Here is a 16,440-nt window from a genome sequence, read left to right as displayed (position 1 = left end):
TAATTGTTTGATTACTACAAATATACAAAAGTTATGATAAATTACGGATATTCATTTAAGATTTTTTTATTTTACTAGATGCCAAGTTTGGGTTTTTACAGCTAATCCCATGATAAGAGCTTTTACTTTCAAAGTATTTCCTTCTCTTACGATTTCAGTTTTGTAACTTTTACCGTCTTTAGGGTTTGTAATTGTACCTCCACCAAACTCGCTACCGTCTTTGCTAAGACCACGGATAATTTCTAAACCTACTAGTGGTTTGTTTTTACGATCGTCTTTACATTTCACACAGTTGTTATTTTCTGGCTTAATAAGAAGTTGAACAATCTTACCATAATATTTACCGTCGGATTTTTTAGAAATTTCAACGATTGATTTTGGTTTTCCAGTTTCATCGTCGATCGTTTTCCATTTTCCTTCGATTTGTGCGTATGATAACGTCGCAAAAAACATCGCAACAAAGGCGAACATTAATTTTTTCATTGTATAAAGTATTTAATTTTTTCGATTTGATAAAAATAATTAAAAAAAGTTAAACGCAAAATTTTTCATTATTCATACCATAGTTAACAAAGGAAATACCAAAATTTAAAAAATTAAACGCTAGTTTAAAATTTGAACCAAATACATCTTCTTAAATTGTTCTGGTCGTGTCTTGGGATTTAGAAACTTCAATGATAATCTCGTAATTCGAAAATGATTTTCAGTATCTATAATTTTATACTTTTTAGATAACTTTTCTAAATCTTTATCATTTACTAGAAGATAATCACCAGTTTTTAATTGTTTTTCTTCAACTCTTGGAGTATTTTGTTTTGTATAAAAATCGAATGACCAGGTTTCGTAATCTTTCAACATAAAGATTTTTGATTTTTCAATTTTATTTTTATTTACAAATTCTGCTAGTTTAAGACCACCCTGATATTTAGTTAAAACTGGATAAAATTGAGTATTCAAATAAAGATTTACAGCTAAAGCAAAAAGCAATGAAACGAAAACATATTTCTTAAATATATTTTCTTTGGAAAAAATTTTAAATAATAGAAACGCAAATAAACCTACAATTACAAAGTACATCCAAACATTTAAAATGCCCGTGAAATAATAGAAAAGCATTGCCACGCCTATAATTGAACCAAAAATTACCACCAATTGGATGATGTATAGAACTTTGATTTTTTTTAATTTATTTTTATTGAAAACTTCAAACAAATAAGCGGAAGTAAAAATCGCCAAAACAGCAATCAAACCATTCAAATAATGTGGGAGCTTAAATTTTGATGCGGAAAAAAGCAGCATTACAAGCCAAAATCCTCCGAGTGTTAAAAATTCAATTCCATTTATTTTTTGAAATTTATTTTTCACAAAAAATGTAGTTTTATCAAAAACTCCAACATAAAAAGCCAAAGAAAAAGGTAAAAAAGCCCATAATAAAGTATGGAAAAAGAAAAAATAGTCTGAATTATTCGGCACAAAACCATCGCCAGTCATCCTAGCAACGCTTTGTCCCAAAAGAATAAATTTAATACCATCAATTCCAAATTGATGATGATAAGCATATAAAATCGGTAGAATCCCGATAACAAATGCCAAAGCTGGGAATATTAATTTTAAATTAAAAAACCTTTTCCACGCCCTTGAATACAACAAATATCCGAAAATGCAAAAACCAATAATTACAATAGCCATCAATCCTTTAGAAGAAAAAGCTAATGCTGTCCCAAATCCGGCAAGAATTCCTGCAAATGAATTTTGATTTTTAACAAATTTCACGAACTGCCAAATCGAAAAGATGATAAAACCTGTTAAAACCGCATCAGTTCTAACATCATGCGCAGACAAAATAATCGTTTGAGCAGACAAAAAAATTAAAGAAGCTAGATAACCAAGATTTTTATTCTCATAAAGTAAATCAGCCAACTTTTTTGTCGAAAACGCACCTAATAAAAAAATGCATAGAAAAGCAGGAATCCTGTATGCAAAATGGTTAATCCCAAAAATTTTCATGGATAAAGCAGCAAGCCAAAAATGCATGTGAGGCTTGTCTAGATAAGCATTTTCTCCTTTATAAATATTGAAAAAATCATCATTCAATGCCATTCGCATTGCCATTGATGCGTGCTGTGCTGAATCATTTTCCATCAAAGGAATAAACATTCCTGAAAAATAAACCAAGGCAAAACCGAAGTATAAAAAGAGAATTTGTTTAAAGGACAATAGTTGATTCTGATGCATGAAAACTTTAGTTTTTATTATTTTTGCATTAATTTTTGCAAATTTAGCAATTCACACCAAACAAATGGATTATAACAAATTTTACTCACTCGTCATCCCAATGTACAATGAGCAAGGCAATGCAGGACTTCTGATTGATAAAATCCGAGATTCAATGTCTGGTTTACATTATGAATTAATTTTGATTGACGATAATTCAACAGACGGCACTGTAAAGGATATTTGTGAGAAAAATGATCCAAATGTTGTTCTCATTCAACTGAAAAAAAACTATGGACAAAGTTCCGCAATGATGGCTGGTTTCGACTATGCAACTGGTGATTACATCATTACTTTGGATGGAGATTTACAAAATGACCCTTCAGATATCCCTGCAATGGTGGATTTACTTGAAAAAGGACATTATGATTTGGTAGTTGGAAAAAGGCAAAAACGTCAGGATTCTTCTGTAAGAACGATACCTTCCAGAATTGCCAATTTCATTATCAAAAACACTACAAAACTTCAAATCTCAGATCAAGGTTGCGCATTGAAAGTTTTCACTAATGAAACCGCTAAAGATTTGAATCTCTATGGGGAAAACCATCGTTTTATCAGTTTGATGGCGCATCTTAATGGCGCTCGAATTACGGAAATGCCTGTAAAACACCACGCCCGACAGTTCGGTGTTTCCAAATATGGGATGAACAGAACTTTTAAAGTTATTAATGACTTGCTTTTGGTTCTTTTCAACCAAAAATATCTTTCGAAGCCTATTTATTTATTCGGAAATATTGGTTTAATTACCTTTACATTGGGGATGCTCATCAATTTATATCTTCTAATTGTAAAGCTTTTAGGAAACGAAATTGGTGGGAGACCTTTATTAATTTTAGGAGTTTTGTTGGTATTTATCGGAATACAGTTTTTCACAACGGGAATTATCATTGATATGTTGATGAAAACCTACTACGAATCCCAAAGCAAAAGACCGTTCAACATCCGTAAAACCATAACTTTTGGACAAAAACAAGCTGAAAAAGTTATCGATTAACCTTCTGAAAATAGTTATCAGCATTGCATTGCTGTATTTTGTTTTCACGAAAATTCCTTTTCAGGAAATATCCGAACTTTGGAAGAGTATCAATATTTTTTATTTGTTATTAGGTGCAATTTTCTTTTTGGCATCTCAAATTGTTTCGACCAAAAGATTAGAAAAGTATTTTTTTGCCAATGGTTTTAATTTAAGTTTTAAAAGCAATTTAGAATTGTATTTTTTGGGAATGTTTTACAATTTCTTTATTCCTGGAGGAATTGGCGGAGACGCTTACAAAGTGTATATTTTAAATAAAAAATTTGGCTGGAATTCTAAAAAATTAACCTCATCATTATTTAATGACAGATTAAGTGGGCTTTTGGCGATTTGTGTCCTAATACTCGTATTTGCAACGCAACTTTCTGGTTTTGGAGATTATATTTGGCTCGAAATTATCGGAATAATAATCGGAATAACAGCGACATATTTCTTTACAAAAAAGCTTTTTTCGCAGTACAAAAACATATTTTTATTGACTTTTTTACTTTCAGTTTTAATTCAAATTTTACAGGTTGTAAGTTTTATTTTGTTATTAAAAAGTCTCGGTTTAGAAAGCAACTACACAATTTACGCCATTGTTTTCCTGTCCAGTTCTGTATTAAGCCTAATTTCTTTTGCTGGAATAGGTGTTCGTGAAATGCTTTTTTTACAAGCCTCAAAATATTTTGATTTTAATCCCAATATTTCGGTTTCTGCATCATTATTATTTACAGTAATTACTGCATTTTTTTCATTTTTTGGCGTGTATTTCCAGCTAAGAAAACTAAATTTGAAAACTACTGACGAATTATGAATTTTATAAAAAACAATTTCGCCAATATGCTTACGCTCGGAAATCTTTTTTCGGGTTGTATTGGAGCCATTCATCTTATTAATGGTGATTATCTAACAACGGCAGTCTGCATTATTATTTCGTTGATACTAGATTTTTTTGATGGTTTTGTTGCAAGAGCTTTGAAAGCCAATTCCAATCTTGGAGTTCAGTTGGATTCTTTGGCGGACATGGTAAGTTTTGGTTTGATTCCGGGATTGGCGATGTATAAATTGCTGGAACCGTTCGGAACTGAAATTTTTGGTTTGAATTTACCTTTTGAAATTAAATATTTAGGACTTTTCATTACCCTATTTTCATGTTTAAGGCTGGCTATTTTTAATATTGATGAAGATCAGAAATATTATTTTAAAGGATTGAACACGCCAAGTAATACAATTTTAATATTTGGACTTTTTTACGCGTTCAAAAAAGTTAATTTTCTGCAGGACATTTTGCAAAATCCATTGACATTAATTGCTTTAACAATCTTAAGTTGCTGGCTCCTAATTTCTCCCATCAAAATGATTGCGATGAAATTCAAATCCATGAAAATTCAGGACAATATCCCGAAAATTGTTTTGTTGATTGGTGCAATTTTGATTTTGCTGATTTTCAAAATTGTTGGAATTCCTTTGGTAATTTTTTGGTATATTTTGGTGTCGATTATTTTTCAAAAACAACTGTCGTAATGAATGTTCTCGAACGTTCACACTTTTATCAGACCATTCACGAATGGTCACTACGTACTAAATCATGAATTTAAAATTACATAAACCACTCTGCATTTTCGACCTTGAAACCACCGGTGTAAATGTCGCAAAGGACAAAATTGTCGAAATCTGCATCCTGAAGGTCAATCCCGATGCCTCGCGCGAAAGCAAAACCTGGCTCGTGAATCCGGAAATGTATATTCCCAAGGAAGCTTCCGCCGTACACGGAATTTTTGATGAAGATGTGAAAGACGCACCTAAATTCAGAGAAATCGCTCCAAAAATTATGGAGATGATTGCAGGGAGCGATTTGGGAGGATTTAATTCCAACCGATTTGATGTTCCCCTTTTGGCTGAAGAACTTTTGCGCGCAGAAATTGATTTTGATTTGAATAAATTCAAATTGGTTGATGCACAAACGATTTTCCATAAAAAAGAACCGAGAAATCTTACGGCAGCTTACAATTTCTACTGCGGAAAAACATTGGAAAATGCTCATTCCGCCGAAGCTGATGTCATGGCTACCTTTGAGGTTCTGGATGCACAGGTTGGCAAATATGATGATTTACCAAACGAAATTGCAGGTCTAAGTGAATATTCCTTCCATAGCCGTTTTGCAGATTTAGCCGGATTTATTGCTTTTGATGAGGACCAGAAAGAAATTTTCACGTTTGGGAAATATAAAGGACAAAGAGTGAAAGATGTTTTCCAGAAAGATGTGGGATATTACGGCTGGATTCAGAATGCAGATTTTCCTTTGTACACGAAAAAGGTTTTGACAGGAATTCAACTGCGAAGCAAGTTTTAATGTTAAACCACAATAGTCACAAAAGAGTTTTTCTTTTTATTGAAGCCACTCAAAAGGGGTTAAAAGTTTAAAATCTTTGATTTTAATTTTGTTTGCTTTAAAACGAATAATTAATTTACTTTTTCTTTTGTGACTTTTGTGGTTGAAAAAATATCAATGTTATTATGAAAATCATCTGCATAGGAAGAAATTACGCGGAACACGCCAAAGAACTCGGAAATGAAGTTCCGGAAAGCCCTGTAATTTTCATCAAACCCGACACTGCTGTTCTTAAAAAAGGAACCGATTTTTACATCCCGGAATTTTCGCAGGATGTACATTATGAAGCAGAAGTCGTTCTCAAAATTTCTAAAGGCGGAAAATATATCCAGGAAGAAAATGCCGGAAAATATTACGATGAAATTGGTTTGGGTATTGATTTTACTGCGAGAGATTTACAGAGCAAACTGAAAGAAAAGGGCTTACCATGGGAACTTGCCAAAGGTTTTGATGGTTCTGCTGTCCTTTCGGAATTTTATAAAAAAGAAAATTTCGATATGAAAAACCTCAACTTTTCATTGTTAAAAAACAAAGAAAAAGTTCAGGACGGAAATACCAATCTGATGATTTTTTCGCCGGAAAAAATTATCGCTTTTGTTTCGCAGTATTTCACGCTTCGTGTTGGAGATTTAATCTTCACCGGAACTCCGAAAGGCGTTGGAAAAGTCTCTGAAAATGATATTCTTGAAGGTTATCTCGAAGACCAAAAAGTTTTCGATGTAAGAATTCAGTGATAATAATCACCAGCAACATGAAAATTCACTACAAAATTATTCGTAACTTTAAGGAACAAAATTCAGAACATCATGATTAAAATCGTTTTGCCGGTTGATTTCTCTGAAACTACCGATAAATTAATAGAAGGAGCCGTAAAATTTGCTAAACAAACCAACGGACAAATCTGTTTGATACACGTTGCTCCCGCAGATATTGGTTTTGCGATTGGCGATATGGGATTTCAGTATTTTCCGGAGGTGGAACAGAACGAAATTAAGGAAGAACTACAGGAACTTAACCGCATACAACAGCGCATTACTGCTCAAAATGTGGACTGCGAACATATTCTGAAACAAGGCGTTGCAAAAGACATCATTCTTGATTATTGCCGTGAAAAAAATGCGTCATACATCGTAATGGGTTCACACGGAAGAAGCGGAATTTATGATGTTTTCGTAGGAAGCTTAACAAAAGATCTTACCAAAAGTTCACCCATTCCTGTGGTGGTGATCCCGATGCATAACTAATTGATTCACATTCACTAAACTAAAAAACCCGTCCAAAAAATTTGAACGGGTTTTTTATCTATATACCAATTAATTAACCTTCTTTGTTGTAGATCTTAGGATCGTAATAAGGGAAATTTCCTTCTGTTGGCGAATGATACTCTTTATCCTTATCACCACCCAAAGTTACTACCAAAACGTAGCACCAGTAAATAAACAAAGCAGAAGCAACCAGGAACAACACCCAGTTAAGCACATTTCCCAACGCATCATAAAAACCGAAAGACCATTTGAATACTTTGCTTAAGAATAACCAGAAAGACGTCATTATTTTCCTTATTTTAAATTAACTTTGCACAAATTTATAAAAAATGTTTCGATTACTTTCAAAAGAAAGCAATATTTTTTCGGTTCCGGTTTACATCTTATTTCTTCTTTTCATTGTAATTGCATTTAACGTACTGAATTTTAATTATTTAGAAGGAGTTTCTGCGATAATAACCTTTTGTGGTGTAGCGCTGTGTTATTTTATTTTCAACCAGATTAATTTAACGTATCAAACGCATCTTCCGCTCTTTCTTTACAGCTTTTTCGTATTCGCTTTGTATCCCGGAAATCTCGACATCGGCATTGCAGTTTCTTTGTTAACCAACTCTTTCCTTTTACTGATTTTAACGAGTACAGAAGACGATATCCGCAAAAAATCTTACCTTTTAGTAGGTGCAATTTTAGCCATCAATTATCTCTTTTTACCGACAACCTGGCCGATGCTGATTTTTGTGATTCTGCATGTTATTGCGACTTCAGGTAGAATTGGGCTGAATCTTTTCCGTCTGTTTTTCGGGATGATTTTAACTTTCACAGCCTATTTTTGTGTGATGTACTTCATTGGTTACACCACATTCGACCAAAATTATCTTCCGATTCCAGATTCAAAATTCATCAAAAACTACGAATCCTTACTTTTTTTGGTGCCGGTTTTAGGATTGATGATTTATGCAGTGATGGACCATTTCAGGTATTACAGCCAGAAAAGTCCCACAAGCAGATTTAAATATACCTTTCTCTTAATTTTCATCCTTGCGCAGCTTGTTACAATTATTTTGTACATGGGAAATCATTACGAATATCTTTTACTGATGGCTTTTCCGGCGAGTATTATTTTAACAAGAGTTTTGAAGTTTTTCCCGAAATACTGGATGAAAGAAACCGGATTATGGCTCATTATTTTATGTTTAATTTTGTTTAAACTGAGCAATTACGTCCAATTATTTTAAAGAATTATGATACAGATAGATAACAAACTGATTTCTGAAGATATTTTCTCCGAAGAATTTGTGTGCAACCTTACCAAATGTAAAGGCGCATGTTGCGTTGAAGGCGATGTTGGAGCTCCTTTGGACAGAGAGGAAACCAAAATTTTGGATGACATTTTCGAGAAAGTGAAACCTTATCTTCGTCCGGAAGGCGTAAAAGCTCTTGAGCAGCAAGGAAACTGGACTGTTGACCCAAGTGACGGCGATTTCGTAACGCCAATGGTGAATGGAGAAGAATGCGCTTACGTCATTTTCGACGAACGCGGAATTACGAAATGCGGTATCGAAAAAGCCTATGAAGATGGCGCAGTGGATTGGCAAAAACCGATTTCCTGTCACCTGTATCCGATTAGAGTGAAGGATTATTCAACTTTCACTGCTTTAAATTACCATGAATGGCCGATTTGTAGTGATGCCTGTGAACTCGGAAAAGAACTGCAAGTTCCCGTGTACAAATTTCTGAAAACCCCTTTGATAAGAAAATACGGCGAAGAATTTTATACCGTTTTAAGCGATGCTGCCGAAGAATGGGAAAAAGAATTCAAAAACAAATGAAACGGCAATTAGACCTTAATAACTGACAGAAAGAAGCTCTTTGAGTTTTTCAATACATTTATTTGAATTGCGATTGTGGAATTTTTCCAAAATTGTAGAAATTTTAAGTTTGGAATAAAGAGAAAACTCGGTAATTGTAACTGCCAATCTGCATCTTCAGAACAAAAATTTATCTCCGCTGGAAAATTATCTTTTGCACGAACCTATGATTTCTAATTTTCAGATATAATGAAAAAAATCGGGCGGCACGCAAAGCGTGCCGCCCGAAAAATTAATCATTTTAAAATTCCTATTTAGCAGGAACAGCCATTGGTTGAGCTGCCTTTTTCATATTAGCTTCCCATCCGTCTTCCGGCATTAAAGTAGCAGAGATAAGATTTTCTTTTGTAAGATATTTCTTAGCCACCGCCTGAAGATCTTTTACTGTAAGCGCTTTTACATTATTTTCGTAATTCAGCATTTCGTATCGGTCTCCTCCATCAATTTGGTAGGTATAAAGGTTGTTGAGCCAATAATTATTGTCTTTCAACTGCACTTTATTATCATTAAGTTCACCTTCTTTGTATTTATCTAGGTCTTTTTGCTCAGGACCATTATCAATAATTTTCTGAAGTTCTGCTAAAGCAGCCTTCGTAAGTTTATCTACATTTTCAGGACCTAAAGGAAAATTGATACTGAAAAACCAAGATCCATAAGGTGTTTTGCTCATACCACCTCTTGCTCCACCTCCGTAGATTCCGCCTTCTTCTTCTCTGAGTTTTTCAATGACTTTGATAGTTGCCACTTCACCTAATGCAGACAAAGCCAAATCTTCCTTTTCATTGTATTTTGCTAATCCACCATAGATCAACTGAACCGTACTCTTTGGATCTTTCCCTTTCTTGTACACTTTTGTATAATTTCCGTACACAGATCTGTAACCAGTGTCTTTAAATGTTGTAGTTTTCTTGTCGGAAGGCAAACTGGCTAAATACTGTTCTGCATATTCTTTAAGTTTTGCCTCATCAATGTTTCCAACAAAATAAAAATGGAAGTTTCCGGCATTAGCGAATCTTTGCTTATAAAATTCGTACGCTTTTTTGTAATCGGTTTTTGCCCAATCTGCTTCTAAAGGGATAATGCTTGTAAATCTTGGATTGTTTTGATTTCTGAATTTTTGGAACTGGTTCTGGAAATAGAAATTAGGATCAGAAGACAGGTTTGCATACATCGCATTTTGCTTTTCCTTGTATGCATTAAATGCTGCTGGATCATAATTAAGTCCTGTAAAATAAGCATAAATTAATTCCATCATCGTTCCCAAATCTTTTTGACCTGTTCTTCCGTTCAAACCTTCGGTAATTCCTCCAACCGACGGATTTACACTTACTTGTTTTCCAGCCAAATAATTTGTTAAATCATTTTTACTAAAACCATTTACTCCAGCTTCAGCAAGAGCAGGAAATGCAAACTGCGTCTGCACATAATCTATATCCGGCAATAAAGAGTTTCCTCCTAAGCTTCTGGCAGCAAATACAATTTCGTCTTCCTTGAAATCCGTTTTTTTGTAAGTAACTTTTGCACCGTTGCTTAATGTTAAAGTAGTAGTTCCTAATTTGGAATCGGTTTCAGTTTTAACAATTTTTCCGTTTGATTTAAAAGGCTTAACGAGATTGGCAATGGTTGCTTTTTCTTTATAAGGCTCGATTTTAGCAACTTTAACATCGTCAAAAATTTTCAACACCTGAGCGTCATTCGGATATACAATGGCTTCTTTTTTAGGCCCTGTAACTACAACCACTCTGTTATCCTCGCGCACAAATTCTTTAATTACTGCATTGGTTTGTGCTAATGTTACCGAAGGTAAATAGGATTTGTTTTGTTCGAACTCCCATGCAATTCCAGGAACCGGCTCCTGATCCAAAAAGTTTCTTACATATTCTCCCACCAACATCGAACTTTCTGTTTTATCACGGTTGTTATAACTTCTTTCAAGTCCGGAAAGAACCTGTGCTTTTGCTCTGTCGAGCTCTGTTTGTGTGAAGCCGAAACGTTTTGCACGTTCTACTTCTTCCAATAAGACTTTTAAAGCTGCAGCCTGTCCTCCGTCTTTCGTTAAAGCCATACCCGAAAATGCTTCTTTCGTTCTCAGGAAATTACCATAACTCACAAACCCAAATGTAAAAGGAGGATTATTAGAATTGGTTAACTCTCTTAACCTATTGTTCATCATGGTATTTACCAAATTCTGTACAATTCCTTTATCGTAATCTGCAACTGTAACCTGCGGTTTTTTCAAACCATCTTCTTTCATTACTAGTTGTACTTGTGAGTTTGTTGCATCCGGATCGGTTTCTACAGCCACCAAAGTCTCTTTATGACTCGGCATTCCGTAAACTGTTCTTTCTCTTAATTTTGATGGATTTTTGTAGTTGCTGAAATTGGCTTTTACTTTCTGCTCAATTTCATCGATATTGATGTCGCCTACAATAACAAGCGCCATTAAATCTGGTCGGTACCATTCCTGATGAAACTTTCTTAAAACATCTGGTTTAAAGTTTTCTAAAATAGCTTTGCTTCCAATCGGCAAACGTTTCGCATATTGAGAGTTGTAAGCCATTTTGGGCAACCATTTGTCCATCATTCTTTTATCCGGACCAAGACCTAATCTTAATTCTTCCAGAACAACGCCTCTTTCCTTATTGATTTCTTCATCAGTAAGAAGCGCATTAAAAGCCCAATCTTCCATTACTTTTAATCCTAAATCGAGATTACCGGGTTTGTCTAGCGGAACCGGAAGCATGTAAACCGTTTCATCAAAACTTGTGTAAGCATTAAGATGCTGCCCGAATTTGATTCCGACAGATTGTAGTGCATCTACAAGTTTGTTTCCAGGGAAGTTTTTGGTACCGTTGAAGTTCATGTGCTCCATAAAGTGAGCTAATCCCAATTGGTTTTCATCTTCCAGAACAGAACCGGCGTTAATAGCGAGGCGCATCTCTACTTTTTTCTCCGGCTTTACATTTTTCTTAATGTAATACTTCATTCCGTTTGCTAAGGTTCCCATCCTTACAGAATTGTCAACAGGAATGTTTTGTGCCATCACATTTCCCACCATTAATATAAAAAGCGAGAAAGAAAATAATAATTTCTTCATATAACTATTTGTTTAGTAATGCCAAGATAACAATATAAAAAGTGCTGCAACAAATAGAAATTGTTAAATATTTGCTAAAGTTTAAAACAAAAAACCGCTGAAAATTCAGCGGTTTAGTTAATATATCTTAAATAGATTATTTCTTCAATTCTTCCAAAAACTCGTCGTGAGAGATTTTAGTTTCTATCTTCGTCGCTTTTTCAAGGATAACGTCTTTCAACTTCGCCATTGCAACTTCAGAAGAAATTTGTTGTACTTGCTGTTGGTCTTTCAACATTTCTACAGCATACTTTTGGATTTCTTCGTCAGAAAGGTGGTGGATTCCGTAAATCGCCAATTGGTTTTTTACTAATTGTTCAGCCTGAGCCAAAATATCAGCATAATCCAACTTGATTTCGTTATCGTTCATCAATTTACCCTCGATGATTTGGTATTTCAATGTATTCTTTTCAGCTTCCAAAATTTCTTTAGCCTGAGCTTCGTTCTGGATGTTCTGGTTAGAGAACATTAACCATTTTACCAAGAAATTTTCAGGTAGTTTTACTTCTTCCTTCTCGTTAATTTGCTCCAAAACTTTGTTTACGAAGTGTACATCTGCATTTTGCTGGAAATATTCGTCCAATTCAGTTTTCACTTTTTCTTTCAATTCAGTTTCAGACTTAATGTTTCCTTCTCCGTAGATTTTATCAAACAAATCCTGGTTCAGTTCAGCCAAATTAAGACCATAGAAATCCTGAACTTTCACTTCCAACTCATCGTGGTGAAGGTGTTCTACTTCTTCTTTGCTGAAACCAAGTTCAGTTGCCAAAGTTTCGTTCCCCTGCAAATCTTCTTTTTTGATTTTTACAGTTTCACCCATTTTCAAAGACTTCACTAATTTAAAGGCCTCTTTTTTGTCAGCTGTAACGGTAACATTTTTTGGGTGATGATGGTGCTCTCCTTCTGCATCAACTTCTACAACCTGGCTCACTTCTAAAGCTACATAAGTATCTTTCCCGATTTTATCCTGTGGAACCTGCTCTGCGAAACGCTTCTGCATGTTTTCGATAGACTGTCCGATTTCTTTGTCAGATGCTTCTACTTTGTAGTGAGGAGCTTCATATTTACCCAAATCAATCGTAAAGTTTGGTTCGTAACCCACTTCGAAAGCTACAGAAAGTTGCTCTGCATTATGGTTGAAATCATCCACTGGTTGTGGAACCGGCTGTCCTACCAATTTCAAATTATTTTCGTTCACGTAGTTGTTCAAAGCTTCAGAAACCTGCTTGTTGATTTCCTCAAACGCAATTCCTGCTTCATATTGCTTTCTTACCATGCTTAAAGGCACTTTTCCTTTTCTGAATCCCGGAATCTGTGCATTTTTTGCGTAATTGATAAGTTGTTTTTCAACATTATCTTTATAATCTGCTTTATCTAACGTAACTGTAAGTAACGCGCTTACATCATCGTGGTTTGTAGCTGTAACGTTCATTGTTATTTTTTGAAATTTTAGGTTGCAAAAATATGAATTTTTTTTTGGATTAAGAAATTGATTTTTAAGCGAAATCGCACCTAATTTTTCAGTGAAAAAATTGCTTCCGCATCTGTTTCTCCACCTTTCGTACTTCCCCATTCTGTTCCGTTTTGTTGCTCAGAAACGGATTTTGCATCGTGGATTAAAGAAATTTTAAGAACCGGACTTGTTCCATTGATAGTTTTAATAACGTTCCATCTGGTTAAAAGACCGAGTTTCATTCCGTCTTTATCTCTTGTTGAAGAAGCATCATCCGTTCTTTCCAACTGAATTTGTGATGCCGGAAAATCGAACAGTACAAAATGTTCGTCCTTTGCTAATTTGATGGCTTCGGTTTCGTCTTCATTTCCGTTCATGAAAACCAATTCTACATCATAAACATGCCCGTCCTGAATTTTAATTTCCGGAAGGTTTCCCTGTCCCATATTGAAATTGTAAGTCGAGGTAATTTGGGTTGAAATATCCTTTACTTTCAGAATAATATTCGTGATTTCTTCCTGCGGAATATCATCAGAAAAAAACTCGTCACGATGACATGAAACTGCCGTAATAGCTAAAATTATAAGCAGAAAAATATATTTAAATTTTTTCATTTTTTAGAATTGATATTTAAAGTTCAGAATAATGTTTCGTCCCGTTTCATCCGCGAAAAAGCGCAAACGGTTCAGGTAATCTCTATATTTTGTGTCGAATAGATTTGAAACCGAAAGTCCGGCGCTGAAATTTTTGGCCAAATCAATTCCCGTTTGAAGGTTCCAAAGCGAATACGCTTTTGGCGGCGTGCTGAAATCCACGGTTTTCGAAACAGATGCTCCGTTTTCGTACACTGAAATTTCCGCGTTGTGAATAGGAAATCTTTTCTGTTCCAAAACATTTCTGTTTTCCACTGAAAAATAGAAGTTATTCCATGCTTTTTTATTGAATTCCAGCTTGTTGCTGAAGTTTGGAGGCATCATCAGAATTAATGGTTCATCATTCGTTAAATCCTTTCCGTACAGATAACTTCCACGACTAGAATACGTGAAATTTTCATTAATTTTCAGCAAAATATCCCAATCAATTCCCAACATTTCAGCATCAACCTGTCGGTATTTCCATACCGGAAACGTTCCACGAATGGTGTTCTGAATTCCCACCGGAATTTCGCTGATGAAATTTTTCGTGAAAAAAGCGTACGGATTAAGCTGAATATTCAAACCATTGAGAACATTAATTTTCGTAGAAAGGTCAAGGTTAATTTGATGTCCGGTTTCGTTTTTCAAACTTAAATCACCTCTTTCAATAATCGCTGCGGAATGGTGAAGTCCGTCTGCAAAAAGTTCAGCCGGATTCGGTGTTCGCGAAACTCGCGCATAATTCATTTTCGCACTAAAGTGTTGCGACGGATGAAAATCCAAACCTACATTATAAGACAAATTGTTGTACTTCAGTTTTGGATTCGTCAAAACGCGGTTTCCTTCTGTTCTCATGTAAAACTCAGGAAATTGTGCAGCGTATTGATTTTCCCACTCCGAAACATCATACCATTTCGCTGCATTATAGAAATTGAAATCGTAACGCAAACCCGCTTCAGCATTGAAATTTTTCGAAATTTTATGTTTCAAGACAGAATATATTCCTGCCGAATATTTATCGTAATTAGGGATTAAACGTCTCGCTTTGGTATCGGGATTCGAGAAATTATTTTGATACGTTCCGTCGATTCCGGTTTCCAACTCAAAGTTTTTTCTTTCTAATAAATGATTGATATTGAGCTGATTTGTTACCAATTCCAAATCCAAAGAAGGAACTGCATTGAGTTCTCCCCGTCTTAAATCAAACTCTTTCCGGTGATTGAACTGAAAGCTGTAACTCGCCGATAGTTTTCCAAAATTTTTAAATCGGTTAAACGCTGAAATTTTCGCGATGTGATGCTGAATTTCCTGTTTCGGATTATCAATATCATAAGAAAAAGGTCTTTGATAAATAGGTTCCGATGCATTCATTGCGTTGTAAAAATCTTCCAGATTTCCGGTGTGCGAACCGCGGAAAATACCGATGGTTTGGTTCGTCAAACTATAATCGAAAGCGATTCCCTTCTTAAAATCAATATTTTGCACCGAAAAATTAAAGGAGTTGAAATTCAAACCTGTGTTCATCAGCAAATAATCCGGCGTTTTTTGGTCGCCCAGTTTTTTGTAGCCACCGTTCGTTTTTACAACCCAACCGTTTTCCCAAGATTTCAGCAAATTAATATCAAAACCAATTCCTCTTCCATTACTACTTCCCGAAAGATTTACCGCACCTTTTAACGTATCTTTTTTTCGAGAAATTTCAGGTTCCAAAACCACAATTCCACCAACGGCGTCACTTCCGTATTTCAAGGCTGCAGCTCCTTTGATGACGTCGATATGTTCAAAATTATTGATATCAACATTTGGAGCGTGTTCCACTCCCCATTCCTGTTCTGCCATTTTCACACCGTTGTTAATGATGGCAATTCGGCTTCCATAAAGCCCGTGAATAAGCGGTTTTGCAATATTATTTCCGGTTTTCAAAGTTCCAACGCCAGAAATATTCGTCAATACATTTCCGAGATTTTCCGTTCGGTTTCGGGAAAGCACATTTTGGTCGATGGTTTTCTCCAAAATAATCCCGGGTTTTTGATGTTTTCCATGAAGCGTTACGGTTTCAATGTCGTGGGAATGATGCTCAAGATTCAGTGTTATTTCTGTATCCTCTTTGATGACAATATTTTCCGAAAAAACTTCGCAATCGGGATGTGTCGCCGTTAAAAGGTACCTTCCAGCTTTAATTTTTGTAATTAAAAACTTACCGTCCGAATCTGAAAAAACAGTCTTTCCGGCAACTTCAATTTTCACTTTATTGAGGGCTGTATTGTCGTGGAAATCTATTGCTGTTCCACGTAAAGTATAAGTTTGTGCGCTTGCTGTTGCCCATCCAAAAAGCATCAACATTACGCTGAAGAATAATTTCATTTAAAATGATTTTACATTAAAGTTCACTGCAAAAAAAA

General features: G+C 35.0%; 15 protein-coding genes. 8 read left to right on the top strand and 7 right to left on the bottom strand.

All coding sequences use genetic code 11. From position 1 onward, the window contains the following. Positions 1-66 precede the first annotated feature (66 nt). Positions 67-483, bottom strand: a complete 417-nt coding sequence (locus tag Q0252_RS07300) for a DUF2147 domain-containing protein (RefSeq protein WP_297984940.1) — start codon at positions 481-483, stop codon at positions 67-69. 120 nt (positions 484-603) lie between these two features. Beyond that, positions 604-2,157: a glycosyltransferase family 39 protein gene (locus tag Q0252_RS07295; protein WP_297984938.1), complete on the bottom strand. Its 1,554-nt coding sequence runs from the start codon at positions 2,155-2,157 to the stop codon at positions 604-606. Between the two features lie 76 nt (positions 2,158-2,233). On the opposite strand from Q0252_RS07295, the gene Q0252_RS07290 reads away from it, so the two are divergent. The 6 genes from Q0252_RS07290 to Q0252_RS07265 all read left to right on the top strand — a co-directional run bounded on the left by Q0252_RS07290 (position 2,234) and on the right by Q0252_RS07265 (position 6,925). After that, the gene (locus Q0252_RS07290; RefSeq protein ID WP_367174827.1) at positions 2,234-3,268 is read left to right on the top strand and encodes a glycosyltransferase family 2 protein; all 1,035 of its coding nucleotides are present in this window, start codon (positions 2,234-2,236) and stop codon (positions 3,266-3,268) included. Then, positions 3,234-4,103, top strand: coding sequence for a lysylphosphatidylglycerol synthase transmembrane domain-containing protein (locus Q0252_RS07285; RefSeq protein WP_297984936.1), 870 nt, complete (start codon positions 3,234-3,236; stop codon positions 4,101-4,103). Before Q0252_RS07290 ends, Q0252_RS07285 begins: the two co-directional genes overlap by 35 nt. Then, positions 4,100-4,813 (top strand): CDP-alcohol phosphatidyltransferase family protein, encoded by a 714-nt coding sequence (locus Q0252_RS07280; RefSeq protein ID WP_297984934.1) that lies wholly within the window; start codon positions 4,100-4,102, stop codon positions 4,811-4,813. The genes Q0252_RS07285 and Q0252_RS07280 overlap by 4 nt, the downstream gene beginning before the upstream one ends. A 64-nt stretch (positions 4,814-4,877) precedes the next feature. Continuing rightward, positions 4,878-5,642 (top strand): 3'-5' exonuclease, encoded by a 765-nt coding sequence (locus Q0252_RS07275; protein ID WP_297984932.1) that lies wholly within the window; start codon positions 4,878-4,880, stop codon positions 5,640-5,642. A gap of 164 nt (positions 5,643-5,806) precedes the next feature. Then, on the top strand, positions 5,807-6,415 hold the full coding sequence (locus Q0252_RS07270; RefSeq protein WP_297984930.1) for a fumarylacetoacetate hydrolase family protein: 609 nt from the start codon (positions 5,807-5,809) through the stop codon (positions 6,413-6,415). A 72-nt stretch (positions 6,416-6,487) separates the two neighbouring features. Further along, positions 6,488-6,925: a universal stress protein gene (locus Q0252_RS07265; RefSeq protein WP_297984929.1), complete on the top strand. Its 438-nt coding sequence runs from the start codon at positions 6,488-6,490 to the stop codon at positions 6,923-6,925. Between the two features lie 73 nt (positions 6,926-6,998). Here the strand turns inward: Q0252_RS07265 and Q0252_RS07260 are convergent, their stop codons facing one another. Beyond that, positions 6,999-7,232: a hypothetical protein gene (locus Q0252_RS07260; protein ID WP_297984928.1), complete on the bottom strand. Its 234-nt coding sequence runs from the start codon at positions 7,230-7,232 to the stop codon at positions 6,999-7,001. A 43-nt stretch (positions 7,233-7,275) separates the two neighbouring features. Here Q0252_RS07260 and Q0252_RS07255 point away from each other — a divergent pair, with 43 nt between their 5' ends. Then, complete coding sequence (locus Q0252_RS07255; RefSeq protein ID WP_297984927.1) at positions 7,276-8,181, top strand: DUF6427 family protein; 906 nt, start codon at positions 7,276-7,278, stop codon at positions 8,179-8,181. Between the two features lie 6 nt (positions 8,182-8,187). Continuing rightward, positions 8,188-8,775, top strand: a complete 588-nt coding sequence (locus tag Q0252_RS07250; protein ID WP_297984926.1) for a DUF3109 family protein — start codon at positions 8,188-8,190, stop codon at positions 8,773-8,775. Positions 8,776-9,064: 289 nt separating this feature from the next. Here the strand turns inward: Q0252_RS07250 and Q0252_RS07245 are convergent, their stop codons facing one another. The 4 genes from Q0252_RS07245 to Q0252_RS07230 form a co-directional block, all read right to left on the bottom strand. Next, positions 9,065-11,911, bottom strand: a complete 2,847-nt coding sequence (locus Q0252_RS07245) for a pitrilysin family protein (protein WP_297984924.1) — start codon at positions 11,909-11,911, stop codon at positions 9,065-9,067. A 136-nt stretch (positions 11,912-12,047) separates the two neighbouring features. Then, complete coding sequence (locus Q0252_RS07240) at positions 12,048-13,382, bottom strand: trigger factor (protein ID WP_297984922.1); 1,335 nt, start codon at positions 13,380-13,382, stop codon at positions 12,048-12,050. Between the two features lie 80 nt (positions 13,383-13,462). Next, positions 13,463-14,017 carry a hypothetical protein gene (locus Q0252_RS07235; RefSeq protein WP_297984920.1) on the bottom strand — a complete coding sequence of 185 codons (555 nt, stop codon included), beginning with the start codon at positions 14,015-14,017 and terminating at the stop codon, positions 13,463-13,465. 3 nt (positions 14,018-14,020) lie between these two features. Beyond that, positions 14,021-16,402 (bottom strand): TonB-dependent receptor, encoded by a 2,382-nt coding sequence (locus Q0252_RS07230; RefSeq protein WP_297984919.1) that lies wholly within the window; start codon positions 16,400-16,402, stop codon positions 14,021-14,023. Positions 16,403-16,440 lie beyond the last annotated feature (38 nt).

The sequence above is a fragment of the uncultured Chryseobacterium sp. genome, assembly GCF_936933875.1.
Lineage (GTDB): Bacteria > Bacteroidota > Bacteroidia > Flavobacteriales > Weeksellaceae > CAKZIK01.
Note: the sequence above shows the minus strand (reverse complement) of the source record. Positions and strands in the feature narration are given on the sequence as shown.

Bases quoted from the DNA above. Each gene is read 5' to 3' on its own strand.
- Q0252_RS07275 (WP_297984932.1), top strand. From the start codon at position 4,878: ATGAATTTAAAATTACATAAACCACTCTGCATTTTCGACCTTGAAACC.
- Q0252_RS07300 (WP_297984940.1), bottom strand. From the start codon at position 483: ATGAAAAAATTAATGTTCGCCTTTGTTGCGATGTTTTTTGCGACGTTA.
- Q0252_RS07290 (WP_367174827.1), top strand. From the start codon at position 2,234: ATGAAAACTTTAGTTTTTATTATTTTTGCATTAATTTTTGCAAATTTA.
- Q0252_RS07280 (WP_297984934.1), top strand. From the start codon at position 4,100: ATGAATTTTATAAAAAACAATTTCGCCAATATGCTTACGCTCGGAAAT.
- Q0252_RS07265 (WP_297984929.1), top strand. From the start codon at position 6,488: ATGATTAAAATCGTTTTGCCGGTTGATTTCTCTGAAACTACCGATAAA.
- Q0252_RS07245 (WP_297984924.1), bottom strand. From the start codon at position 11,911: ATGAAGAAATTATTATTTTCTTTCTCGCTTTTTATATTAATGGTGGGA.
- Q0252_RS07235 (WP_297984920.1), bottom strand. From the start codon at position 14,017: ATGAAAAAATTTAAATATATTTTTCTGCTTATAATTTTAGCTATTACG.
- Q0252_RS07255 (WP_297984927.1), top strand. From the start codon at position 7,276: ATGTTTCGATTACTTTCAAAAGAAAGCAATATTTTTTCGGTTCCGGTT.
- Q0252_RS07260 (WP_297984928.1), bottom strand. From the start codon at position 7,232: ATGACGTCTTTCTGGTTATTCTTAAGCAAAGTATTCAAATGGTCTTTC.
- Q0252_RS07230 (WP_297984919.1), bottom strand. From the start codon at position 16,402: ATGAAATTATTCTTCAGCGTAATGTTGATGCTTTTTGGATGGGCAACA.
- Q0252_RS07240 (WP_297984922.1), bottom strand. From the start codon at position 13,382: ATGAACGTTACAGCTACAAACCACGATGATGTAAGCGCGTTACTTACA.
- Q0252_RS07250 (WP_297984926.1), top strand. From the start codon at position 8,188: ATGATACAGATAGATAACAAACTGATTTCTGAAGATATTTTCTCCGAA.
- Q0252_RS07270 (WP_297984930.1), top strand. From the start codon at position 5,807: ATGAAAATCATCTGCATAGGAAGAAATTACGCGGAACACGCCAAAGAA.
- Q0252_RS07295 (WP_297984938.1), bottom strand. From the start codon at position 2,157: ATGTTTATTCCTTTGATGGAAAATGATTCAGCACAGCACGCATCAATG.